Genomic DNA, 24,682 nt, shown 5'->3' with positions numbered 1-24,682 from the left:
TTGTGCATATGCAGAGAGATGCCCGGCCATCTTCTTATATCAACATGTTATGGCCGGGAAATCACCAGGCAAAATGCAACAACGGGCTGGGTGCTCATCAGGTGACACCCCACAGGAGAATAGCCAGTAATTGTGGCGTGATAATTCGCAAAAACATTACCAGTGGGTAAACGGTAGCGTATGAGAGGGCAGCCGCGCCGCTGGTGGCATGAAGATTATTGGCAAATGCCAAGGCTGGAGGGTCTGTCATGGAACCGGCCAGCATGCCGCAAATTGTCAGGTAGTTCATTTTTGCCAGCAGACGGGCAGTAAAACCCACAACCAATAACGGAATGGCGGTGATAAGAATACCGTATCCCATCCACAGCACCCCATCCCCCTGAGTCAACGTGGCCACAAAGCCGCTGCCGGATTTCAACCCGACCACAGCCAGAAACAATACAATGCCCAGCTCACGCAACGCCTGGTTCGCACTGGGAGGCATAAACCAGTACAGCTTGCCAATACTGCCGATTCGGCCAAGAATCAGTGCCATTATCAGTGGGCCACCCGCCAGCCCCAAACGAAGGGCAACCGGGAAACCGGGGATAAAAAGTGGGACAGACCCTAATAACACTCCAAGCCCCACACCAATAAAAACAGGTAACATCTGTACCTGCTGGAGTTTTTGTTTTGCATTACCCAGCAATGCCGCGACAGCATCAATATCGACCTGCCGCCCAACCAGGTTAAGAATATCGCCGAATTGCAGGCTGGCATGGCTGCTGGCAACCAGCTCAACCCCGGCACGGTTTAGCCGGGAAATCACTACGTCATACTTCGTTTTAATACCCAGGTCGCGGATTTTTTTCCCCAGGACTTTTTCGTTGGTTACCACCACCCTTTCTACCCGCAAATCAGTACCACTGGTGGAAAGCCCGGCATCAACTTGCTGGCCTAATACCAGTTGTGCGCTGTGCAAATCCTCTTTGTTGCCAACCAGGTACAGTAAGTCTCCCCGCTCAATTAAGGTGGACGAAGAGGGGACCATTAGTGTTTCTCCACGTTTTAACCGGGAGCAGACAATGTTGTCGTTATTCAGTAGCGGAATATCCTGGAGTGCCAGATTATGAAGGTTTGGGTTATTCACCTGAACGTTAATGGCGCTTAACGGCTGGGCCTGGCCGTTAACTTTCTGGAAGCGAGCCGCTTCACGGTTGACGTTAATACGCAGAACCACGCGCAACAGCCACATGCTGAACAAAATACCGCAAATACCAAAAGGGTACGCCATGGCGTAGCTCATCCCCATTTCGTTACGCAGTGCCGCTGGTACACCCAGGTCAGTAAGAATTTGCTGCCCGGCACCGAGTGCCGGAGTGTTAGTCACTGCGCCTGAGAAAATACCCAGAACGACGGGTAAGGGGATATCGCATAACCAATACAGTAATGCAGTAACCAGCCCACCCAGCACCACAATTAACATGGCAAAAAGGTTAAGCCTTAGGCCGGAAACCCGCAGGGAAGAGAAGAAACCAGGCCCCACCTGAATACCGATGGTGTAAACAAACAGGATCAGGCCAAACTCCTGAACAAAATGCAAAATATCGCTGTTGATCTTCACACCAGCCATATCGAGAAAATGCCCGACGATTATTCCGCCGAATAGCACGCCACCAATGCCAAAACCAATGCCACGGATGCGAATATTGCCAATCCACAAACCAACGATGGCAACCAGTGCCAGTATGCTGACAGTTAGCGCGATATCACTCATCATTCAGCCCCTGTTGCTGCGTTGGTTTGATTGTGGCAGAGCACAGTAAAGATAACTGCCTGACAGCGCACAAAAGACCACGTATTAACCAAGGTTAAGCACGCTCTGCTACAGGCAAAAAAAACCGCACCGGATTAACCAGGTGCGGCAGGGACTACAAGTGCAAGAATTAGCTAATTAGCTATTGAGTGCCGGGCGCTCGCTAATGGCGATACGTTGCGGTACCAGAGCCTCGGGGACTTCGCGGGTTAAATCAATATGCAGTAACCCGTTATTGAAGGTTGCAGCAGAGACTTGCATATGGTCGGCCAGGGTAAAACTTAAGCTAAATGGCTCAGTTGCCAGACCATGGTGTAGCCAGGTGGTTTCTTGTTCGGGTTTGACCGGCGTTCCTTTTATGGAAAGGCGCTGCCCTTCAAGCTGAATATCCAGGTCTTCCTGGCGAAAACCTGCCAGTGCCAGTGTGATGCGGTAATGGTTATCGTCCGCTTTTTCGATGTTATAGGGAGGGAACGACTGGGCTTCGCTACTGTTCAGCATAGCGTTAGCCAGTTTGTCAAAACCAATCCACTGACGGAATAAGGGGGAAAAATCATAATTACGCATAATCAGTCTCCTTCTTTGAAGCGAGTGAATACTGCCGGTATACGTTTCCGGCCTGTGCTCCCTGACGGCAAGCACGTAACAGGCTGCACTACCCAACTGGCAGTACAGCACAAACAGAATTAGTTAATGGCGATGCGACGCGGTTTGTTAGCTTCGGGAATAACGCGTTCCAGTTCGATATACAGCAAGCCATTCACCAGGTTAGCCCCTTTGACGTGAATGTTGTCAGCCAGTTGGAATTTGCGCTCGAAGTTGCGTTCAGCAATGCCCTGGTAGAGATAGGTCCGTTCTTTTTCTTCCGTCGCGTGTGCGCCTTTTACCACCAGCAGGTTGTCCTGTGCGGTAATGTCCAGTTCACTTTCAGCAAAACCAGCAACAGCAATCGCTATGCGGTAGTGGTTTTCATCAACCAGTTCAACGTTGTAAGGAGGGTAACCTCCGTTGCTTTGGGTCTGGCTATTTTCCAGGTGGTTAAACAGGCGGTCAAAACCAATGGCAGAACGGTAAAGTGGAGAGAAATCAAAATTACGCATCGTTAGTAGCTCCTGAAATCAGCGAGAATGTTTTATGGCCTTCCTGTTGGACAGACCGCAGAACCCGGATACCCATCTGGCCTATCCGTTTTTGGCTCTGATGATTAGATGGTGACAGACTCGTTGTTTTCAAGTGTGCAAATTGCGCTTTTTTTGCACTTTATTTCACATCGCGTAGACTAAACGAAAATCATGTAGCACCTGGCGCAAATGAATGTGTCTTTTGCATGGAAGCAGGTGCGTTAAGGACTGGGCCACTGCGGTTTATTTTTTCCGCAATAGAAGCTTCGGCGAAAATGACGATAACACTATGAAAATACGCCAATTACAGCAAGTTTTTTTAGGGAGTGGGTTAGTCGCTTTATGCGGCTGTTCCAGTATGATGACGCACACTGGTGGCCAGGAAGGGTATTACCCAGGCACCAGAGCGAGTTATGCGTTACTGAAAGACGATGATACCAGTTGGGGGCTGAAGCCTTTTGTGGCACTGGATATGCCATTAACGGCTGTGGCAGACACACTGTTGCTGCCCTGGGATGCATTTCACACTAATGATTCTGTCCGGGCAAGGGTAGAAAAAAGTGAGCAGAAAAACCTCGCGACTAATTCAGTTATCCCCCCCGCGGCCCCCTGATATTATTGCCGGGTAGCGGTACCCGGCTCAGGTTCAACAACCGGTATGGCAGATAAATATCTGGCGGAAACCTTGTTCGTCAGGTTGCATCCAGGCAATAAACTGCCCATCAGGTGAGAAGACAACCGCATCACCAGAGATCTCTTTTTGTGGGCTGGTAAGTTCACGTATTTTCCCTTCCGGATAGCTGCACATCACCACTTTCTGCTCGCAGATAAAGCCCAGCCATTTGCCTGTTGGATGCCAGTTAATCGCCGACTGAACATCATGCTCAAGCTGGGTTAACTGCCGGCATTCGCCCCCGTTGGGTGAAACCAACCATACCTGAACGACTCCGCTATCATCACGCATCAGAAAAGCGATATTTTCCCCATCCGGGCTGGCGCGCACCCAATGACGCGGCTGGTTAACTAAGCCTGGATAAGTGCGGTGATGGGTGTAAGTCAGGCGTTTTTGGTTAATACCTGCTGGTGGTGCAGGCATAGTGCCGGGTGTACCGGCCAGGGGTGCGTCGCCCTGAGTTTTCCAGGCAGCTTCGTTATCGGGTAAGTCGGCAATAAACAATTCAGGTATTGTTTTGCCCTGTGCTGAGCGTGTGTCGCCAATAAAAGCGAGTGCATAACGCTGGCGTTCACCGTTTGATTTCAGGTAGCCCTTGCTACCCACCCAGCCTTCTTCATAAGCCCGGTTAATGTCATCACTTCCCGGTTGGGGCTCTGGCGTGGTACGGGAAACCAGCGTACACCAATGGCTACCAGCATATTCACGCGAATGGTGTAGTGGTGGATTTACCGGGCCGAAAGGCGCCGCGACACCCACATTGCGCAAATCCAGAGCAGGATCCCGTTCATGCAGCACATGGTCGTTATAAGTGAAGCTCAGGTATTGCCCATCCGGGCTCCAGACATGCACATGGCTGCCGCCACGCAGTGCGCCGGGGAAATAGGGTGCTGTAATGGAAAAAGCATCCAGGTTAGCGGCCATATCATCACAGACAGTGATACCCCGACGGTGATGAAAATCATACTGCCAGTTTTCATCCGGGTTTTCCGGGCCATGAATAAACACATAGCGCTCGGGCAATTGCGGGTTAACAGTAATAACCCCTACATGAGCACCCTGCTGCGCGCGCCAGATGACTTCGGTAGCACCAGTGTGAATATGGGTGCGCTCTACGGTTTCGCTGGTAAACGATGCGCCTGATGGGCGAACATCAAACACCAGCCATTGGCTGTCCGGTGTCCATGTATTGATATTGGTCAGCTGGTGGTGACGGGGGGAGAAGGTGACTTGTTTCACTGGATTACCCTGGCCTGAAGCAATAATGGCTCAGGGTAATCGATTCGGGCGCTTGCTGCCTGGTTTTCTCAGCCAGCAGCCAGGACAAATTGTTCTATTGCCCAGGCGACACCATCTTCAGCATTGGTTTTACTGATAAAATTCGCCATGGCTTTAACTGGCTCAATGGCATTTCCCATCGCCACGCCCACACCTGCGTACTCCAGCATAGCCATGTCGTTTTCCTGGTCGCCAATTGCCATCACATTTTCTGGTTGTAACTGCAAACGCTCGGCCAGTGCCTGTAAACCCGCACCTTTGTTTACCCGTTTATCGAGTAATTCGAGGTAAAACGGCGCGCTTTTCATAATGGTATAGCGGGATTTTGCTTCCTGGGGGATCCGGGCAATCGCTTCATCCAGCAATGCTGGCTCGTCAATCATCATCAGTTTTGGAAAGCGGATAGCCGGGTCCATACGGTCGACTTCGCAAAAGTGCAAAGGCATCCCTGTCAGTGCAGCTTCATGTACGGTATAACGGCTGATATCCCGGTTGGCGGTATACAGAATGTGGTGATCGAGCGCATGAAAGTGAACGCCCAATTCGCGGGAAAGCCCTTCAAGATAAAGGTAATCATCGTAACCTAATGTGGTTTGCGCAACACATTCACCACTGGCGGCTTTTTGCACCAACGCACCGTTATAGGTTATGCAGTAATCACCCACAGACTGCATATCCAGCTCTTCAAGGTAACGTTTTACGCCGATGTAGGGGCGGCCGGTTGCCAGCACAACCATGACACCTTTTGCCCGAGCCGCACTAATAGCCCGGTGGACGCCTGGAGTAATCACATTATCGGGGTTAAGCAGGGTGCCATCCATATCGATAGCAATCAGTTTTATCGCCATGACAGAAATCCATAATGGGTCAGGAGGGGCATCGTAACGCGACTTTGGTCACAAAAACAACGCGGAATAAGCTCACTTGCGTGAAGAATAAAAAAGCCAGTGCGTTATACACTGGCTTTTTCCCGGCAAACCGGTCATCAGATATCGATATTCGCCGCTTTCAGGGCGTTTTCTTCGATAAAGGCGCGGCGTGGTTCTACCGCATCGCCCATCAGCGTTGTAAACAACTGGTCGGCGGCAATGGCGTCTTTTACGGTGACGCGCAACATGCGGCGGCTGTCCGGATCCATGGTGGTTTCCCACAGCTGTTCCGGGTTCATTTCGCCCAGACCTTTGTAACGCTGTACAGAAAGGCCACGGCGGGACTCTTTCACCAGCCAGTCCAGCGCCTGCTCAAAGCTGGCTACCGGCTGACGGCGCTCACCACGCTCGATAAAGGCCCCTTCTTCAATCAGGCCGCGTAGTTTTTCACCCAACGTGAAGATACGTTTATATTCCCCACCCTGAACAAAATCCAGGTCCAGAATATAGTCAGTATCCACACCGTGTGTACGCACCCGAACAATCGGTTCAAACCGGGAATGTTCAGTGTTTTCACGAACATCGAATTTCCAGATGCTGCCGTGCTGTTCTTTCTCAGTCAGTTCCGCAACCAGCGAGGAAACCCAGCGGGTCACTTTCTGCTCGTCGGACAGGTCATCAGCTGCCAGTGTTGGGTGGTAAATTAACTCGCCCAGCAGTGCGCGGGGATAACGGCGTTCCATACGATGGATCATTTTCTGGGTACCGTTGAATTCGGCCACCAGTTTTTCCAGCGCTTCACCAGCCAAAGCCGGAGCACTGGCATTGGTGTGTAATGTGGCACCATCCAGCGCAATGGAAATCTGGTACTGATCCATGGCTTCGTCATCTTTAATATACTGTTCTTGCTTGCCTTTTTTCACTTTATACAGTGGAGGCTGAGCAATAAAGACGTGCCCACGTTCAACGATTTCCGGCATCTGGCGGTAGAAGAAAGTCAGAAGCAGTGTACGGATGTGCGAGCCATCGACGTCAGCATCAGTCATGATGATGATGTTGTGGTAACGCAGTTTATCCGGGTTATATTCATCGCGCCCAATACCACAGCCCAGTGCGGTAATCAGTGTTGCGACTTCCTGGGAAGAGAGCATTTTGTCGAAACGCGCTTTTTCGACGTTCAGGATTTTACCTTTCAGCGGCAAAATAGCCTGGTTCTTGCGGTTACGCCCCTGTTTTGCAGAGCCGCCCGCTGAGTCCCCTTCCACCAGGTAGAGTTCAGACAGAGCCGGATCACGCTCCTGGCAATCCGCCAGTTTGCCTGGCAAACCAGCCAGGTCCAGCGCACCTTTACGGCGGGTCATTTCACGGGCACGACGCGCAGCTTCACGGGCACGGGCCGCATCAATAATTTTGCTGACAACGGTTTTGGCATCGGCCGGGTTTTCCTGCAGATAATCAGCCAGACGCTCGTTCATCTGGGATTCCACTGCAGATTTCACTTCCGATGAAACCAGTTTGTCTTTGGTCTGAGAAGAGAATTTCGGGTCCGGAACTTTTACTGAGACCACAGCAATCAGGCCTTCACGGGCATCATCACCCGTCGCGCTGATTTTCGCTTTTTTGCTGTAGCCTTCGTTATCCATATAGGTGTTCAGGGTACGCGTCATTGCCGCACGGAAACCGGCAAGGTGGGTACCGCCATCACGCTGAGGAATGTTGTTGGTAAAGCAGTAAATGTTTTCCTGGAAACCATCGTTCCACTGCAGCGCAACTTCTACACCAATCCCGTCTTTTTCGGTAGAGAAATAGAAAACATTCGGGTGGATAGGCGTTTTGTTCTTGTTGAGGTATTCAACAAAGGCTTTGATACCGCCTTCGTAATGGAAGTGGTCCTGCTTACCATCAACACGCTTATCAATCAGGCGGATGGAGACACCTGAGTTCAGGAAGGAGAGTTCACGCAGGCGTTTTGCCAGAATTTCGTATTCAAATTCAACCACATTGGTGAAGGTTTCCAGGCTTGGCCAGAAACGCACCATGGTACCGGTTTTTTCGGTTTCACCGGTAACGGACAGTGGCGCAGTTGGCACACCATGCTGGTAAACCTGGTTATGGACTTTGCCATCGCGACGAATCACCAGTTCCAGTTTCTGGGACAGGGCGTTAACTACCGACACCCCCACGCCATGCAGACCACCGGAAACTTTATAGGAGTTGTCGTCGAACTTACCACCGGCATGCAGCACCGTCATGATAACTTCAGCGGCAGACACGCCTTCTTCCGGGTGAATACCGGTAGGGATACCACGCCCGTCATCCTGCACAGAGACAGAGTTATCTTCGTGGATAGTGACAACGATATCTTTACAGTAGCCTGCGAGCGCTTCGTCGATAGCGTTATCCACGACCTCGAATACCATATGGTGCAGGCCGGTGCCGTCATCCGTGTCGCCGATATACATACCCGGGCGCTTACGCACCGCATCCAGCCCTTTCAGGACTTTGATACTGGAGGAGTCATAAGAATTCGACATCAACGTTTCTCGCTCATTTAAACTAAGTTAATCCGTTATTTTACCCTGATCCACAGCGAACATCCTGGAATTTTTATCCGCCATGTCCATCACATGTTCTGCGCTAATGGCACTCACAAAAACTTGTGACTGTGTGGCTTTCAAACGGCTGGCAAGTAAACCCCGCCGACGGTCATCGAGCTCAGAAGCAAAATCATCTATTAAGTAGAGGCAGTGCCGCCCGCTACGCCGGGTGAGAAATTCACCTTGCGCAAGCCGCAGGGCACACATCAACAACTTTAACTGCCCCCTCGACAAGGTATCTTCCACAGGTGCGCCATCAGCACGAATGCGGAAATCAGCCTTGTGAGGGCCATGAGAGGTGTAGGTCAGCGCACGGTCGCGCTCAAAACTGCGTGCCAGCACCTCACTGTAAGGCGTCTCTTTTTCCCAGCCGCGCTGGAAAGAAAACGCCAGGTGAAACTCGGGTAAAAACTGGGCGCAGGTTTGTGCCATATCTTCGGCAATCGCTTCACTGTACTGCGCTCGCCACTGGCTGATTTGTTCAGCAAGCGGAGCCAGTTCCTTATCCCAGGGAAGTAACTGGTTGTAGTGAGTAACCTGGCGCAACGCGGCATTTCGCTGCCGGAGCAGACGTTTAAGGTTGCTCCATGCATTGAAAAACGCCGGTTCATCGTGGAAACAGCCCCAGTCGATAAATGCCCGACGAAACTTTGGCCCACCATTAAGCAGCGTAAAACCTTCTGGGGTAATCAACTGCATGGGCATTAAGTGCGCCAGTTCAGCAACTTTATGGCCATCAGTGCCATCAATTCTGACTTTGCTGTCGCCGAGGCGGTCTTTTGTTAGCCCGACTGCGATTTCCCGTGAATCACCCTGTAACCGGCCATGCAGCACAAAGTCGGGCTGATCATGGCGAATCACCCGGCCGGTTTGCAGGCTACGAAATGCCCGCCCGTGCCCCAGGGTGTATATCGCTTCCAGCACACTGGTTTTGCCGCTGCCATTGGCACCGACCAGGAAATTAAAGCCGGGAGATAACAGGAGATCCGCGCTTTCGATATTACGGAAATCTTTGATAAGTAAACGAGACAGCGACATGATTAACGCATCACCAGGGTGTTTTTGTTGCCGTTTCCCGGTAAATGCCTGGCTGCCCGCAACCAGCATGAACCGGGGGTAGATAAACAACTGGCCTGAAGCGCCAATAAAAGCCTGTATTGAACGTGCCAGAATAACAAATAAAATAACCCCAGGCTGATGAACCGTATTACCCTGCCGCTGATAAAGTTTCGAGTTTTTAACAAAAATTTATAAAAATCAGTTAATTGATTTTTATCTGTCGGCAATGAAAGAAGGCGGTTATCACAATGTAGCTCTTTGCCTTCGGACTGATTGCTCTATTCTGCCACAACCCACGCCGCTTTCTACAGGCGCATAGGCATAACAACGTAGGCCGCGGTCTGGCTGGCTGCGTCTTCAATCTGCACACTGGAAACAGAATCAGTAAGCAGGATGCGTACATTTTCGCACTTCAGTACGTTAAGCACATCCAGCACGTAACTCACGTTGAAGCCGATTTCCATTTCTGTGCCAGCATAGGTCACATCCAGAATCTCTTCCGCTTCTTCCTGTTCCGGGTTATTGGCCGTAATTTTAAGTTGGTTCTCACTCACATACAGGCGAACACCACGGAATTTTTCATTAGAAAGAATGGCCGCGCGCGCAAACGCCTGTTTTAGCAAATCACAGCCCGCTTCCAGAGTTTTATCCGGGTTCTTCGGCAATACGCGGCGGTAATCAGGGAAGCGCCCATCCACCAGTTTAGAGGTGAAGATGAAATCGCCGACATGGGCACGAATATTGTTGCTGCCAATTTGTACCTGTAACGGTGTATCACCGCCATCCAGCATACGCATTAACTCAATAACGCCTTTACGCGGCACAATCACTGAGTGAGCAGGCAGTGTTTGCCCAACGGGCATGGCACATACCGCAAGACGGTGACCATCCGTTGCCACAGTACGCAACTCTTCGCCTTCGGTTTCAAACAACATACCGTTCAGGTAGTAGCGCACATCCTGGTGAGCCATAGAAAATTGCGTAGCCTCAATCAGGCGTTTCATTGTGGCCTGAGGCAAGGTGAATTCCACTTCACTTTGCCAGTCGTCCAGGTTCGGAAAATCGGCCGCGGGCAGTGTAGACAGTGAAAAACGGCTACGCCCGGAACGCACCAGCATACGGTCGCCTTCCAACGTCACAGCGATTTCCGCACCTTCCGGCAGACCACGGCAAATATCAAAGAACTTACGGGCAGGCACAGTCGTTGCCCCCGGCTCATGAGGCTGAACCAGGCTAACACGCGCCACCATTTCCATTTCAAGGTCAGTACCAGTCAGCGACAGCGCCCCTTCCGTAACCTGCAACAGCAAGTTACCCAGGATAGGTAACGTCGGGCGACCACCTAAAGGACCGCTCACTTGTTGGAGCGGTTTTAATAAATGTTCACGTTCAACGGTAAATTTCATAGTGTCACGAAGATAGTGTTCTGATTAAATTGGAAAAGTCTTCTTTGATGTCATGACTTTCTTCACGTAACTGCTCGATTTTACGGCAGGCATGAAGCACTGTTGTATGGTCACGACCACCGAAGGCATCACCGATTTCCGGCAAGCTGTGGTTGGTTAATTCTTTTGCCAACGCCATTGCCATTTGCCGGGGACGCGCCACTGAGCGCGAACGCCGTTTGGACAGCAAATCGGCCACTTTGATCTTGTAGTACTCTGCCACTGTCTTTTGAATATTGTCGATAGTGACCAGTTTTTCCTGCAAGGCCAGTAAATCGCGCAGTGCTTCACGAACAAAATCGATAGTAATTGCCCGACCAGTAAAATTGGCATTGGCAATAACACGGTTCAGTGCCCCTTCCAACTCACGTACATTCGAGCGCAGGCGTTTAGCAATAAAAAAAGCTACCTCACCAGGCAGGCGAATATCGTTTTCATCCGCCTTTTTCATCAGAATAGCAACGCGGGTTTCCAGCTCTGGTGGCTCAATAGCAACCGTCAACCCCCAACCGAAGCGGGATTTCAGACGATCTTCAACGCCATTGATCTCTTTCGGGTAACGATCTGAGGTCAGGATTATTTGCTGGTTGCCTTCCAACAGTGCGTTAAATGTATGAAAGAACTCTTCCTGAGAACGCTCTTTATTGGCAAAGAACTGGATATCATCGATAAGCAGGGCATCAACAGAACGGTAATAGCGTTTGAACTCTTCAATCGCGTTATTCTGCAGTGCCTTAACCATATCCTGGACAAAACGCTCTGAGTGCATATACACCACTTTCGCATTGGGCTTACGCGCCACAATACCATTGCCAACAGCATGTAACAGGTGGGTTTTCCCTAAACCTGTACCGCCATAAAGGAAAAGCGGGTTGTATGCACCACCAGGATTATCCGCCACCTGGCGGGCCGCCGCACGAGCTAACTGGTTAGACTTACCTTCAACAAAGTTATCAAACGTATGTTTCAGGTTAACGTTAGAACGGTAAGAAGGCTCAGCAGGCGCAGGGACGTTATCCCAACTGGGGCGCACGGGTGCCGCCGCCGGGCGTGGCGCAACGGCAGGCGCTGCTGCCGCAGAAGCGACAACAGGCTGAACAACAGGACGGGCCCCAACTTCAAAGCGCAGCTGCGGCGCATCCGCACCACAGAAATCGTTTAACAATCCGTTGATATTATTCAGGTACTTATCCCGCACCCAGTCGAGCACAAAACGGTTTGGCGCATAAAGGGCCAGCGTGTTATCGCTCAGTTCCGCCTGTAGTGGACGTATCCACATGCTGAATTCTGTGGCGGGTAACTCATCCTGCAATCGGGCAAGACACTGCTGCCAAAGCGAAAGTGACACGGCGGACTCCACTCGAACAAAGTCGATAAATGACAAAGGCTGATACATTCATGATTGTTGACACACGCCGACAGCCCTGATTCTGGGTAGCGTGCGAACCGCTATTTGCGGTTTTCCCTTTTACAGGATCCCGATCCTGAGAAGGGACCGCGGATCATAGCGTAAAGTGGGCCAGAGATCTTCTGTTTCTCACAGTTTCTTCGTGATTTATCCACAGGCCCCGGTCTGACTGATCCAGTGTAATCGATCCCAGCTTAGTGGCGGCACTATTTCAGCTACAAATTGGAAAATTCAATGACCCGTAGCAAAATTTACCTTTAGTGATCTGATTAAAGATCCCAGTGATCCTTGCGCTTTATACCGGACTCCGTATAATTTGCGACCCGACGCGTCATTGCTCCGGTTTTTGTTGCAGGTAATTCGTTTGTTTTTCAAGCGAAAAGCTACTGTTACCTGTGTGCAATAAGGAAAGTGAATTGACTCTGGAGTGTACAATTATTACAATCCTGCCTCTTTATTTAGCCACACTGAGGCGTAAGTCGTTCGCAATTTGTCCGGGCATACGCAAAAGTAAGTGTTTTTTTCCCAAGCTTAGGTAGAAATCGCCATGAAACGCACTTTTCAACCGTCTGTACTGAAGCGCAACCGCTCTCACGGCTTCCGCGCTCGTATGGCAACTAAAAATGGTCGTCAGGTTCTGGCACGTCGTCGTGCTAAAGGCCGCGCTCGTCTGACCGTTTCTAAGTAATAGCTAACCCCTGAGTGGTTAAGCTCGCTTTTCCCAGGGAGTTACGTTTGTTAACTCCCAATCATTTCACTTTCGTCTTCCAGCAGCCACAACGGGCTGGCACGCCGCAAATCACCATCCTCGGCCGCCTGAATTCGCTGGGGCATCCCCGTATCGGTCTTACAGTCGCCAAAAAGAATGTTCGGCGCGCTCATGAGCGTAACCGTATCAAACGATTGACGCGTGAAAGTTTCCGTTTACGTCAGCATGAACTGCCTTCCATGGATTTTGTGGTGGTAGCGAAACGCGGGATTGCCGACCTCGATAACCGTACGCTAATGGAAATACTGGAAAAGTTATGGCGCCGTCATTGTCGCCAGGCTCCCGGCTCCTGATAGGCCTGATAAAGGTCTATCAGCGCCTGATTAGTCCGCTTCTCGGGCCGCATTGTCGTTTCACGCCAACCTGTTCGCAATACGGAATTGAGGCATTGCGCAGGTTTGGTTTAGTAAAAGGCAGTTGGTTGACAATAAAACGCGTATTAAAATGCCACCCTTTACACCCGGGTGGTGACGACCCCGTCCCGCCAGGACCTTTTGATACCAGAGAACACTAACGATGGATTCGCAACGCAATCTTCTTATCATCGCTTTGTTGTTCGTGTCTTTCATGATCTGGCAGGCCTGGGAGCAAGATAAAGCTCCGCAGACCCAACAGACCACGCAGACTACGACTACCGCAGCGGGTAGCGCCGCCGACCAGGGCGTACCGGCCAGTGGCCAGGGAAAACTCATTACAGTTAAAACGGATGTCCTCTCTCTGACCATCAACACGCGTGGTGGTGATGTTGAGCAGGCGCTGCTGTTAACTTATCCCAAAGAGCTGGGCTCTAACGAACCCTTCCAGTTACTGGAAACTACACCTGATTTCGTTTACCAGGCACAAAGTGGCTTAACCGGCCGCGATGGCCCGGATAACCCGTCTAACGGTGAACGTCCTCTGTACAGTGTGGATAGTGACAGCTTTGTTCTGGCTGATGGCCAGGATGAATTGTCTATTCCGATGACCTGGACCGATGCCGCAGGTAACGTTTTCACCAAAACCTTCGTTCTGAAACGGGGTTCATTTGCGGTGAAAGTGGATTACAGCGTGAAAAACGCCTCGGAGAAACCACTGGAACTCTCTGCATTTGGTCAGTTGAAACAATCTATCAACTTGCCAAAACACCGCGATACTGGCAGCAACAACTTTGCTCTGCACACGTTCCGCGGCGCGGCTTACTCCACGTCTGATGCGAAATACGAAAAATATAAATTCGATAAAATCGCAGATAACGAGAACCTGAACACCACATCTCAAGGCGGCTGGGTTGCTATGTTGCAGCAATATTTTGCTACTGCATGGGTGCCAGATACCAAAGGTGTAAACACCTTCTCGACGGCAGATCTCGGCAATGGTGTTGCGGCAATTAACTATAAATCCGCACCGGTTGTTGTTCAGCCAGGCCAGACTGGCACACTGGGTAGCACCCTGTGGGTTGGCCCGGAAATTCAGGATAAAATGGCTGCAGTTGCGCCTCACCTGGATTTAACCGTGGATTATGGCTGGTTATGGTTTATCTCTCAGCCGTTGTTCAAACTGCTGAAATTTATCCACAGCTTCTTGGGTAACTGGGGCTTCTCCATCATCGTTATTACCTTTATCGTTCGTGGCATCATGTACCCGCTGACCAAAGCGCAGTACACCTCCATGGCGAAAATGCGTATGCTGCAACCGAAAATTCAGGCAATGCGTGAGCGCCTGGGTGACGATAAACAGCGTATCAGCCAGGAAATGATGGCGATGTACAAGGCAGAGAAAGTTAACCCGCTTGGTGGTTGCTTCCCGCTTGTTATTCAGATGCCTATCTTCCTGGCGCTGTACTACATGTTGATGGGTTCCGTTGAGCTGCGCCATGCGCCATTTGCTCTGTGGATCCACGACTTGTCAGCACAGGACCCGTACTACATTCTGCCTATCCTGATGGGTGTGACGATGTTCTTCATTCAGAAGATGTCACCGACCACAGTGACCGACCCGATGCAGCAGAAGATAATGACCTTTATGCCGGTCATCTTCACAGTCTTCTTCCTGTGGTTCCCGTCTGGTCTGGTGCTGTACTATATCGTCAGCAACCTGGTTACCATCATCCAGCAGCAACTGATTTACCGTGGGCTGGAAAAACGTGGTTTGCATAGCCGCGAAAAGAAAAAATCCTGATAAAATTTAGCGCAGGATAACAGCACCACAGAAGGCGGTCAGATGACCGCCTTCTTTATTTTTATGCCGTGCCGCCACTGTGAACCAACAGTCTGGTGGGGAATAAACGAAACATCACAGAGAAAGACTTATGAGCCATAACGATACCATTGTTGCACAGGCAACGCCCCCTGGCCGGGGCGGTGTGGGTATTTTGCGGGTTTCCGGTAAACAAGCCCAGGACGTCGCCAAAATCGTGCTGGGTAAACTGCCTAAGCCCCGTTATGCCGATTATCTACCTTTCCGCGATGTGGATAATTCTCCGCTGGATCAAGGGATTGCTCTGTGGTTTCCTGGCCCAAATTCGTTTACTGGCGAAGATGTTCTGGAACTGCAAGGCCACGGCGGCCCGGTTATCCTCGATTTACTGTTGAAACGCATTCTGTCCATTCCCGGTGTACGCATTGCCAGGCCTGGTGAGTTTTCTGAACGGGCATTTTTGAACGACAAACTGGATCTTGCCCAGGCGGAAGCCATTGCAGATTTGATTGATGCCAGTTCCGAGCAAGCCGCCCGTTCTGCAGTCGGCTCGCTGCAAGGGGTGTTTTCCAGCCGGGTAAACCAACTGGTGGAAGCCCTGACGCATTTGCGTATTTATGTTGAAGCCGCCATTGATTTTCCGGATGAAGAAATTGATTTTCTGTCTGACGGGAAAATTGAAGCGGAATTAGCAGGTGTAATGAGCGACCTGGAGCAGGTACGCCGTGAAGCGCGCCAGGGTAGCCTGTTGCGTGAAGGCATGAAAGTGGTGATTGCCGGGCGCCCCAATGCCGGGAAATCCAGCTTGTTAAATGCGCTGGCAGGGCGTGAAGCCGCTATCGTTACAGATATTGCCGGTACCACCCGCGATGTACTGCGTGAACATATCCATATTGATGGCATGCCGTTGCATATTATTGATACCGCCGGGCTGCGCGAAGCCAGTGACGAAGTAGAGCGTATTGGTATTGAGCGTGCATGGCAGGAAATCGAGCAGGCGGACCGTGTGCTGTTTATGGTCGACAGCACCACCACAGATGCCACAGACCCGGCACAAATCTGGCCCGATTTTATTGCCCGTTTGCCAGCACATTTGCCCATTACTGTTGTGCGTAATAAAGCTGATATCACCGGTGAAACAGCAGGCCTCACAGAAGTGAATGGCCACTCACTTATCCGGCTTTCTGCCCGCAATGGTGAAGGTGTGGATGTGCTGCGCGACCACCTGAAACTCACAATGGGTTTCGATACCAGCACTGAAAGCGGTGGTTTCCTTGCACGCCGCCGCCATTTGCAGGCTCTGGAAACCGCGGCTCAACACCTGGAGCAAGGTAAAGAACAGTTACTTGGTGCCTGGGCGGGTGAGTTACTGGCAGAAGAGCTGCGCCTGGCACAACAGGCATTGAGCGAAATTACTGGCGAATTCACCTCCGATGACCTGCTGGGGCGGATTTTTTCGAGCTTTTGTATTGGGAAGTAAAAGAGTAAAACGCATCAAACCAAATCAAAACAACATTATGATTTTAAAATAATTTTGTTTTTTGGGATAGGAAGTGATTTGAAGGGTTTTGTCGATTCTTGCGCCCTGTGCGCACCACAGATAAATTCTGGCGCACACAGGGCACACAAGATGATAAAAACCAATTAAAATCAGCATGATATAACGAAATCCAGATAAGAATGGCCTACGCGCTAACAGCGCTTGTGTACTATTCTCTCCACCGTTGTCACTACCCACTTTTGAACAGATAGATAGCGGCTATTGGTCTTTTTTGAGTATAGCTTTGAGTGCTGCAATGTTGGCCCGTGCGCCTTCGGCTTCTTTTAAACAACGGCGCTGTTCTGCAAAGCGGTCAAACTCCAATTTCGCTTTTTCATCAGCGTCTTTCTTGGATATTTTTCCTGCTCCGCTTAATACATCCCGATCATTAAAACTTAAAAACTGGTCTAGCTTATCGGCCCAGTCCTGCAAGAATACCTGCTTGCGGCGCAGCGCCTGGTCCTCGGCAAAGTCGAGCCACATATTGACGATGCGATTAAGCTCTTTGATTTCGTCTTCATGCAGGTAGTTCTTGGCAACAGTAACGTCTGTCTTGCGTACTTCATCGCCTTTATAGCTGGTTAAGCCCATATCTGGCTTACTGGCATCCACACGGCTGGCAATAAGCTCAGCGGCGGTCATATGCGTACAAGCATAATGCAGCTTGTTCTGAATGATTTGGAAGAAGCGGTTGGTCTCTTGGTTAGATGGCTCGTAATCGGCAGCCATGGTAAAGATTTCTTTCACCCGCAGATAAACGCGACGCTCACTGGCGCGGATATCACGAATGCGTTCCAGCATTTCATCAAAGTAATCGGGCACCGCAGAATGGCCAACAGGGGGATTTTTCAACCGCTCGTCGTCCATGGCAAATCCTTTGATCAAATACTCTTCCAAGGTTTGTGTTGCCCATTGGCGGAATTGAGTACCACGGCTTGAACGGACGCGATAACCAACAGCCAATACTAGTGGTAAGCTGAAGTATTGAACGTTGTATGATTTACCATCAGCCGCAGTTGTTCGGTAAAACCGAACAACTGAATTTTCGTCCAATTCGCCTTCCGCAAAGATATTTTTTATATGCTCGCTAATAGTTGCTTTTGCCTTACCATAGAGCTCGCCAATCATTGCTTGTGAAAGCCACAAGGTATCTGACTCAAAGCGACACTCTACGCGAGTTCTACCATCGGCACTGGTAAACAGGACAAATTCACCATGCGGAGCTTGTGGGGTGTTATCAATCATTGAATCAACCTTCTTACTTTACTGATGGGTGGCTATTTTTATCCATAGAGGTGACAGAGTTTAAACTTCTGTTCACCACAGTAACCGTCGATGTAATCAAGCATGTTGGCTTTATCGTCTGCCGACATATCATCAAGTGTCGCCATAGCAAGGCCAATACGTTTTCTATTGGGTTTGGAGACGCTATCTACGTTGTAGTCTTTACCGAGCGCTATAAACTGTGCATCTAAAAACTGCTCAGCCTCTTCTTTTGTTGCTTCTGTGTACAGCTTATCAATACCGTTAAAAATGCTCGATATTGTTGCCAGATTTTTGAATATCAGGGTATCTGCTGCTTTGAAGTACAGCGCATCTGGTAAAGCGTTTATTACTAAACGCGTTTGGCTTTTCTTTATCTCTGCGACTTCACCAAAACGAGCATTCTACGTTTTACAAACAGGCTAGCGAATGCTTGTGCGTAAACGTTCACTAACTCGTACTAACTATTTGTTAATACTGGTTTTTAGTATTGATAAGCACCCATTGCCATGCAGTTACTCATCCACCAGCGGCCTGAGCAACATACCCAGCTTGGGGTGAACTACACGCCGTTGGGCGGAAACCGCATAGAAATTTTCGTACACATTAGGCAACAGCATATAGCTTTTCAGCTCGCCGGAATCCAGCTCATCCTTCACCACCACCGGTGGCATTACAGCCAGTGCGCCAGTGTCGCGGGTTAACAAACGCAGCATTGCCATGTCGTCAGACTCAGCCACTATTTCCGGTAACAAGTGATATTGTGCGGCAAAAGCATCAAATGCCGCACGCAGCGGGTTCTCACCATAGGGCAATACCCAACGCTGGTGGCGATAGCTTTCACCAAATTCTTTCGTTAACGCGAGCCCGGGTGGGCCAATAATCGCCACCGGCTGGCGCGCCAGAACCCGGCTTTGCCAGTTATTGGTGCTGGCACTTCTGACGGGAATATTGGTGAGCGCCAGGTCGAGTTGTAGCTCAGCCATTGCATTTAATAACCCCGTCTGGCTCATGGATTGCAGTGAAAAACGGCAGTCATTCTGCTGAATCAATGGCTGGATGAATTGATCAATAAAGTTACGTGAAATCGTAGAAAGAATACCAATACGCAGTGGCGCACTGGGTAACGCGGTACCCGTTGTCAGCAGTTGTTCCAGCTCTTCACCATTTTTAAAGATTTCATCGGCATAGTTCATGGCATGGTAGCCACTCTCCGTCAGAGTCAGTTTACGGCCTTCCCGAATAAATAAATCAACATTCAGGCTTTTCTCTAACTGCTTGATTTGCGAGGACAACGCAGATTGAGAAATGTGTAATTTCTGTGCAGCCTGAGTCAGGTTCCCTTGCCGGGCGACCTGCCAGAAGTAATAGAGGTGATGGTAATTGAGTCGGCTCATTAGATTCCAACCATTCTGTAAAACAGAACGCTTTTTTATTTAATATATATTTTACTTAATTTAAACAACAATCCAGAATACGGCTACTGTCAATTATGTGAGATCTATCATGTTTTCTTTATTCATGGTCACACCGCTCAAACTGATGCTGCTGGGATTGATAGCCATTTTGGGTATCACTATCGTGCGTTACAGTTGGGTGGCGTTCAGTGGAGAAAGTGAACGAGGCCGCTTCTTGCGCGCGTTACTGATGACCATCACCGCTGTCGTTCTGGTGATCATCAGTAACCACTTACTTCTGTTTTGGGCTGCATGGGTGAGTGTCAGCCTGTGCCTGCATCGACTGATTCTGTTCTACCCGGAGCGCCCCAGGGCACAACTGGCGGCACATAAAAAATTTCTGCTCGCCCGCCTGAGTGAAGTGTTACTGGCTGGGGCTTTTATTGCGCTCTACAGCCAGTTTCACACCGCCACCATTAGTGAAATTATACAACGCGCTGCAGGGACTGCAGGCAGTACGCAACTCACTATTGCCGCCGTGTTACTTGCTGCGGTGGCGCTGATCAAATGTGCACAACTTCCGGTTCATGGCTGGCTAATTCAGGTGGTGGAAGCGCCTACGCCAGTTTCCGCACTGTTGCACGCCGGTATCGTAAACCTTGGCGGTATCCTGCTGTTGTTTTTTTCCCCTGTGCTGGCGGCAAGCCCGGCTGCATGCTGGTTTCTGGTAATTCTGGCCGGAATCAGCACCACCATTACCGGACTGGTGAGCACTACACGCATCAGCATAAAGGTGAAGCTCGCCTGGTCTACCAGCTCACAAATGGGGCTGATGCTGGTGGAGATTGGCCTCGGGTTATATGAAATGGCGCTGTTACACCTGTTTGCACACTCGTTTTATAAATCGTTTTCCTTTCTTAACAGCGGAAATACCGTTAACCACTACCTGGCGGCAAAACTGGCGGGTGGCGTTAAGCCGCGTGTACGCCACTGGGCACTGGCACTCACTTTCGCTCTTATCATGATTGGTATTGCGCAGTGGCAATTCGCCATGATGACCAGCCTTGCGGCAACAGTGCTGATTTGGTTTGCACTCAGCGCGCTGCTCCTTCCAAGCCTTAGCCGATGGGACAGTGGCAGCCTGCCACGTATCGCCATCACTCTGGCATTCGCTGCAGGGCTGCTGGTGCTCTATACCACAGCAAAACACCATTTAAGTATTTTGATGGGAATGGATGCTCCGCTAAATATTTATGCTGACAGTTTTGTCGCCCTGCTGTTCTTCAGCCTGTTCGCCCTCTCCATGGCTTTGCAATACTGGCCTCATATTAGCTGGGTTAAGCGCTTGTTTATCTGGCTCAATGCCGGTGCTTACCTTGATGAATGGGCTACGCGGTTAACTCTGAAATTGTGGCCAAGCGCATCACTGATTGAACTACAACATGCACGTTGGCAGCAGATAAAAACGGAGGCCAAATAATGACTGAACAATCAACAGAACTGGCCTGGTCAGGTATCGCCCGGCAGGTTGCTGCATCTATTGCACCCGCGTGGCCACTAGACCAGTCTGTCGCCGTCAACCCCTGGTGGCAACAGCGCCACGAAAATATTGCGCAGGCTTTCGCGAAACAAGCCGTGATTTGTGGCATTACCGGGTTGATGAATAAAAGCTATTACCGCCAGTTGTGGGGTAAACAAATCACCCCGGAGCATTTATCAAAGGCGCTGGCAGAGCTGCACTGTTCACTGACACCCGCACAGATGGAAGAAGACCTGCAACATAACGATTCCAGCCTGATAACCCGCTGGGAAACGCTGGCGATGTTAATGGATGAGATTATCCCTTCAGATCAAGGCCACAGTTGGGCACAAGAGATAGTTCAGCAGGTAAGTCAGTTTATTGCACTTTACCATCAGTACCCGGAGCGGTTCGATTCAACAGGGAAAAATGGTGAACATCTTTACCAAAGTTGGTTAGAAGTCGTGGCAAGGGATAAGGGCATTAAAACCTTGTTAGGGGTGGATTTGCTGGCCTATTTCCGTGCGCTGCCGAAGACGATTAACGAGTTACTTGAGGAAGTGGGTAACCGCTGGCAAAACACCTGGGAAGATAGCGCAGGGGCGGAGGCCTTTATGCTGGCATCTCTGCACCAGTTATCAGGCTGGGCAGGCTGGCAGTCATGGCTCGACTGGCAGGCTGGCCTCGAAAACCAGCATATTGATGTGCCGCATACACTCGGGTTAAGTGCCATATTGCTGGCATGGGATACCGTATTAATGCAGTGGTTACGCCAACACCATGAGAAAACGGCCACAGAGATTCGCCAGGCGATTCACCACCAGGCAAGCCATGTTGAGGCATCTTACCACCTTGCCCAACAACAACTGACACCACTCTGGGTGTGGCAGCGAGCTCTGGAACTTAGTGTACAACGCCCATGGATAGCGCAAATTAAAGCGGCAAAACCGGTTCGTGAACTGGAGCGGCCAGAATTACAGGCGATTTTTTGTATTGATGTACGTTCAGAACCCATGCGTCGGGCACTGGAAAACCAAAATGACGGGATTGAAACATTAGGTTTTGCCGGGTTCTTTGGTATCCCCATCCGTTATCAAACCTGGGATGGAAGCCTTTCCCGGCCACAGTTGCCGGGTTTATTAGCACCCAATTTAGTCGCCCGGCAAACCCACAAGCAGCCAGAGCGTATTTTACGTCTGACCAAACTCGGCTGGCAAAATAGCCTGGAAAAACCGTCATCCAACCTGGGTATGGTTGAAGCGGGTGGTTTGCTGAAACTGATTAGTTTGTTTAAGCGTGTTGTGTTACAGCACGGTACTGAGAACCCCGTCAACCGCGATGTTCGCAATAACGAAGAATGGGAACTGGAACGCAATCAGCAACCATTAACGGCAACAGAAAAAGCCGAGTTGGGTGCTGGTATTCTGAAAGCGATGGGAATAAGCAAAAGGTTAGCAAAAGTGGTTCTGCTAAGCGGGCATGGTAGCCAAACCTGCAATAACCATACGTCATCCAGCCTTGATTGTGGTGCCTGTGGTGGCCAGACTGGCGAAGTGAATGTCAAAGTGCTGGCCTGGTTGTTAAATGACTCAGCAGTCAGAGCAGAGATGCCTGCATTTGGTGTGACAATACCTGATGATACGCATTTCTACGCAGCCATGCACAACACGACCACGGATGACCTCAATGTATTTGATGCACCTGATGCGCCGTGGTGCTTCTGGGTTAGCGAAGCTGGCAACCAGGCAAGAATCACCCGTGCGGCACAATTCGCCATTACTGATGTACCAGATGCCGATGCAGCCAGCAGGTTCTTTAAACAACGCGCAACCAACTGGGCACAAATGCGCCCAGAATGGGGTTTGTGTAATAACGCTGGGGTGTTTATTGCTCCCCGTAGCCTGACTCGCAACCTGAACTTTGCCGGGCGGGCGTTTTTGCACGAATACCATGCCAGCGAAGACCCGGAATTTACCCAGCTGGAAAAAATCATGACCGCGCCACTGTTGGTGATGAACTGGATCAACCTGCAATATTACGCCTCGGTTACAGCACCAGAGAAATATGGCAGTGGCAATAAGCTGCTGCACAATGTCGTTGGCGGCCATATTGGTGTGTTTGAAGGTAACGGTGGGGATTTGCGTATTGGTTTATCAAACCAGTCGATTCATGACGGGAAGCAGTATCGCCACCAACCCGTACGGTTAAGTGCTTTTATTCAGGCCCCACAAGCGGCAATTGAAGCGATTATGTTACGCCACCAGGATGTTGCGGACCTGGTAAATAACGGCTGGTTGTTTCTGTACCAGTTGGATGAACACCAGCAAGTGTGGCAGTACCACCAGCACCAGTGGGTTGAAGTGAAATAACATCCCTGTTATTAAGGCGCGTAAACCAGTGTGAATAACAGGTAAGTAAAAACCTGTTATTCCAAATGGTTACACCAGTGGATCTTCGCCATAAACGCCACTGCGCGTGATGAAACCCGCAGCCGAAAAATCACTTTGCATAAACAGTTGGCAAAATGCCTTTGCTAAATCAGGATTGTTTGCACCAACAGGAATTGTCACAGCATGGGCAATGGGTGCGCCTGTTACTATCGTGCCTGCATTAATAGCGAAAACCGCTGTAGCGTATGTTTCAGCCAGCGCTGGCGCGGATAAATCCATCTCAGGTGGTAATTCAGCAAAAGGCAAATTCCGGCTAACAGCCATGGAATAATAGCCAAAAGTATACATGGCTGGCTGTGGTTCTGGTTCAGCTAGCCGAGCCATACCTTTATGACCAGGGTGTTGCATCAGTTTATTACTCAGACCGGGATGTATTTTTTCTGCCAGTAACATAGCCATAACGGCGCGATAGCCTCCAGGGTCGCCCCACGGGCTGAAATGACCAAATGTCGCATCTGGTGCCAGTAATTTTTCCTGCCAGTCATCACGAGATATTGGGTTTTCCTCACTCCCCATAACCACCATTTTATTTCCGGCAAAAAGTCGGTAGCCCGTAACATAATCTGGCATCAGCATTGATTTAATTAGCGTTTCATCGGCCATAACCAACACATCACAAGGTGCTCCATCCTTGACCTGATGTATCAGGTCAACTGAACCGCCAATAATACATTCCGCAGGAAGTTCAGGATGTATGGCATTCCACAAACGAACCGCTTTTTTTACCACATTGGCAGCAACACCCGCAGACCGAATATGAAGAACCTTATCAGTCTTAAGCGTTAACCCTGAATACATGTCGCGCCCGTCACGTAACAAAAACAGTTCCTGGCGAATATCACACACTTTTTGCGCCAGTATTCCCAAAAAATTCCGTAGCATCTTACCCTGAGCCGGTGCTGATTCAGAACTGTAAAACGCCGTTATCATGTCTGGTGTAAACTCAAGAGTTTCAATCTCCTGAGTATGCTTCGGCCGCCCTGGAGCACCATGAGGCCTGCCGTGAGGTACAACATAATCCTGCATTCGCGATAAAGCGGGGATCTCAGCCATCAACATGCCAGGTTCACCAAACTTCGGCATATCGTATTTAAAGTAGCGCGGAGCGAGAGGTGTCACCGGATGGCTACGTAACACCATACGAAACGTATTCAGCTTTTCTTCACCATTTGCCATTTTTTGCTTTTGCGGAGGGCCTTTTTTGATGGGGGGTTGCATGGCATTCAGCACTAAAAGGATTTCAGCATCTGTCATATCGCAGAACAACGAAGCAGTCCGTAATTCTGGTAAGTACTCATCATAAGTTGCCATGTCATTTTCTCCT

The 24,682-nt window shown here is 50.1% G+C and carries 20 protein-coding genes; 8 read left to right on the top strand and 12 right to left on the bottom strand.

Going from position 1 to position 24,682, the window contains the following annotated elements:
- Window positions 1-97 precede the first annotated feature (97 nt).
- From LC084_RS18575 to ibpA, 3 genes are all read right to left on the bottom strand, one after another.
- On the bottom strand, window positions 98-1,756 hold the full coding sequence (locus LC084_RS18575; RefSeq protein ID WP_226573030.1) for a putative transporter: 1,659 nt from the start codon (window positions 1,754-1,756) through the stop codon (window positions 98-100).
- Window positions 1,757-1,933: 177 nt separating this feature from the next.
- Entirely contained in the window at window positions 1,934-2,362 is a 429-nt protein-coding gene (ibpB, locus tag LC084_RS18570; RefSeq protein ID WP_226572764.1) for a small heat shock chaperone IbpB, read from the bottom strand.
- A 119-nt stretch (window positions 2,363-2,481) separates the two neighbouring features.
- On the bottom strand, window positions 2,482-2,895 hold the full coding sequence (gene ibpA / locus LC084_RS18565) for a small heat shock chaperone IbpA (RefSeq protein ID WP_226572762.1): 414 nt from the start codon (window positions 2,893-2,895) through the stop codon (window positions 2,482-2,484).
- A gap of 310 nt (window positions 2,896-3,205) precedes the next feature.
- On the opposite strand from ibpA, the gene LC084_RS18560 reads away from it, so the two are divergent.
- A complete protein-coding gene (locus LC084_RS18560; protein ID WP_226572759.1) occupies window positions 3,206-3,529 on the top strand; it encodes a YceK/YidQ family lipoprotein in 324 nt (107 codons plus the stop codon).
- Between the two features lie 33 nt (window positions 3,530-3,562).
- Here the strand turns inward: LC084_RS18560 and LC084_RS18555 are convergent, their stop codons facing one another.
- The 6 genes from LC084_RS18555 to dnaA form a co-directional block, all read right to left on the bottom strand.
- Window positions 3,563-4,828 carry a DUF3748 domain-containing protein gene (locus tag LC084_RS18555; protein ID WP_226572757.1) on the bottom strand — a complete coding sequence of 422 codons (1,266 nt, stop codon included), beginning with the start codon at window positions 4,826-4,828 and terminating at the stop codon, window positions 3,563-3,565.
- Between the two features lie 68 nt (window positions 4,829-4,896).
- Window positions 4,897-5,715, bottom strand: a complete 819-nt coding sequence (yidA, locus tag LC084_RS18550; RefSeq protein ID WP_226572755.1) for a sugar-phosphatase — start codon at window positions 5,713-5,715, stop codon at window positions 4,897-4,899.
- Window positions 5,716-5,852: 137 nt separating this feature from the next.
- Window positions 5,853-8,270, bottom strand: a complete 2,418-nt coding sequence (gene gyrB / locus LC084_RS18545; protein ID WP_226572753.1) for a DNA topoisomerase (ATP-hydrolyzing) subunit B — start codon at window positions 8,268-8,270, stop codon at window positions 5,853-5,855.
- Window positions 8,271-8,297: 27 nt separating this feature from the next.
- Window positions 8,298-9,371: a DNA replication/repair protein RecF gene (recF, locus tag LC084_RS18540; protein WP_226573027.1), complete on the bottom strand. Its 1,074-nt coding sequence runs from the start codon at window positions 9,369-9,371 to the stop codon at window positions 8,298-8,300.
- Between the two features lie 326 nt (window positions 9,372-9,697).
- A complete protein-coding gene (gene dnaN / locus LC084_RS18535) occupies window positions 9,698-10,798 on the bottom strand; it encodes a DNA polymerase III subunit beta (RefSeq protein WP_064597262.1) in 1,101 nt (366 codons plus the stop codon).
- Between the two features lie 4 nt (window positions 10,799-10,802).
- Complete coding sequence (dnaA, locus tag LC084_RS18530) at window positions 10,803-12,185, bottom strand: chromosomal replication initiator protein DnaA (protein WP_226572751.1); 1,383 nt, start codon at window positions 12,183-12,185, stop codon at window positions 10,803-10,805.
- A 607-nt stretch (window positions 12,186-12,792) separates the two neighbouring features.
- Here dnaA and rpmH point away from each other — a divergent pair.
- The 5 genes from rpmH (at window position 12,793) to mnmE (ending at window position 16,669) form a co-directional block, all read left to right on the top strand.
- Complete coding sequence (gene rpmH / locus LC084_RS18525) at window positions 12,793-12,933, top strand: 50S ribosomal protein L34 (protein ID WP_000831330.1); 141 nt, start codon at window positions 12,793-12,795, stop codon at window positions 12,931-12,933.
- Between the two features lie 14 nt (window positions 12,934-12,947).
- A complete protein-coding gene (rnpA, locus tag LC084_RS18520) occupies window positions 12,948-13,307 on the top strand; it encodes a ribonuclease P protein component (protein ID WP_036113957.1) in 360 nt (119 codons plus the stop codon).
- Complete coding sequence (gene yidD, locus LC084_RS18515; protein ID WP_226572749.1) at window positions 13,271-13,528, top strand: membrane protein insertion efficiency factor YidD; 258 nt, start codon at window positions 13,271-13,273, stop codon at window positions 13,526-13,528. Before rnpA ends, yidD begins: the two co-directional genes overlap by 37 nt.
- A gap of 2 nt (window positions 13,529-13,530) precedes the next feature.
- Window positions 13,531-15,171: a membrane protein insertase YidC gene (gene yidC / locus LC084_RS18510; protein WP_226572747.1), complete on the top strand. Its 1,641-nt coding sequence runs from the start codon at window positions 13,531-13,533 to the stop codon at window positions 15,169-15,171.
- A gap of 130 nt (window positions 15,172-15,301) precedes the next feature.
- Entirely contained in the window at window positions 15,302-16,669 is a 1,368-nt protein-coding gene (gene mnmE, locus LC084_RS18505; protein WP_226572746.1) for a tRNA uridine-5-carboxymethylaminomethyl(34) synthesis GTPase MnmE, read from the top strand.
- Window positions 16,670-16,948: 279 nt separating this feature from the next.
- Here mnmE and LC084_RS18500 read toward each other — a convergent pair whose 3' ends face one another.
- Together LC084_RS18500 and LC084_RS18495 are read right to left on the bottom strand one after the other, a co-directional pair.
- Entirely contained in the window at window positions 16,949-17,974 is a 1,026-nt protein-coding gene (locus LC084_RS18500) for a virulence RhuM family protein (RefSeq protein WP_226572745.1), read from the bottom strand.
- A gap of 533 nt (window positions 17,975-18,507) precedes the next feature.
- Window positions 18,508-19,389: a LysR family transcriptional regulator gene (locus LC084_RS18495; RefSeq protein WP_226572744.1), complete on the bottom strand. Its 882-nt coding sequence runs from the start codon at window positions 19,387-19,389 to the stop codon at window positions 18,508-18,510.
- A gap of 109 nt (window positions 19,390-19,498) precedes the next feature.
- Between LC084_RS18495 and LC084_RS18490 the strand changes: the two genes are divergently transcribed.
- A complete protein-coding gene (locus tag LC084_RS18490; protein ID WP_226572743.1) occupies window positions 19,499-20,869 on the top strand; it encodes an NADH-quinone oxidoreductase subunit L in 1,371 nt (456 codons plus the stop codon).
- A complete protein-coding gene (locus tag LC084_RS18485) occupies window positions 20,869-23,277 on the top strand; it encodes a DUF2309 domain-containing protein (RefSeq protein ID WP_226572742.1) in 2,409 nt (802 codons plus the stop codon). The genes LC084_RS18490 and LC084_RS18485 overlap by 1 nt, the downstream gene beginning before the upstream one ends.
- Before the next feature lie 69 nt (window positions 23,278-23,346).
- Here LC084_RS18485 and LC084_RS18480 read toward each other — a convergent pair whose 3' ends face one another.
- Complete coding sequence (locus LC084_RS18480; protein ID WP_226572739.1) at window positions 23,347-24,669, bottom strand: substrate-binding domain-containing protein; 1,323 nt, start codon at window positions 24,667-24,669, stop codon at window positions 23,347-23,349.
- Window positions 24,670-24,682 lie beyond the last annotated feature (13 nt).

This window comes from Mangrovibacter yixingensis (genome assembly GCF_020523985.1).
Classification (GTDB): Bacteria; Pseudomonadota; Gammaproteobacteria; order Enterobacterales; family Enterobacteriaceae; genus Mangrovibacter; species Mangrovibacter yixingensis.
This window is presented reverse-complemented; position numbering and strand designations above follow the sequence as displayed.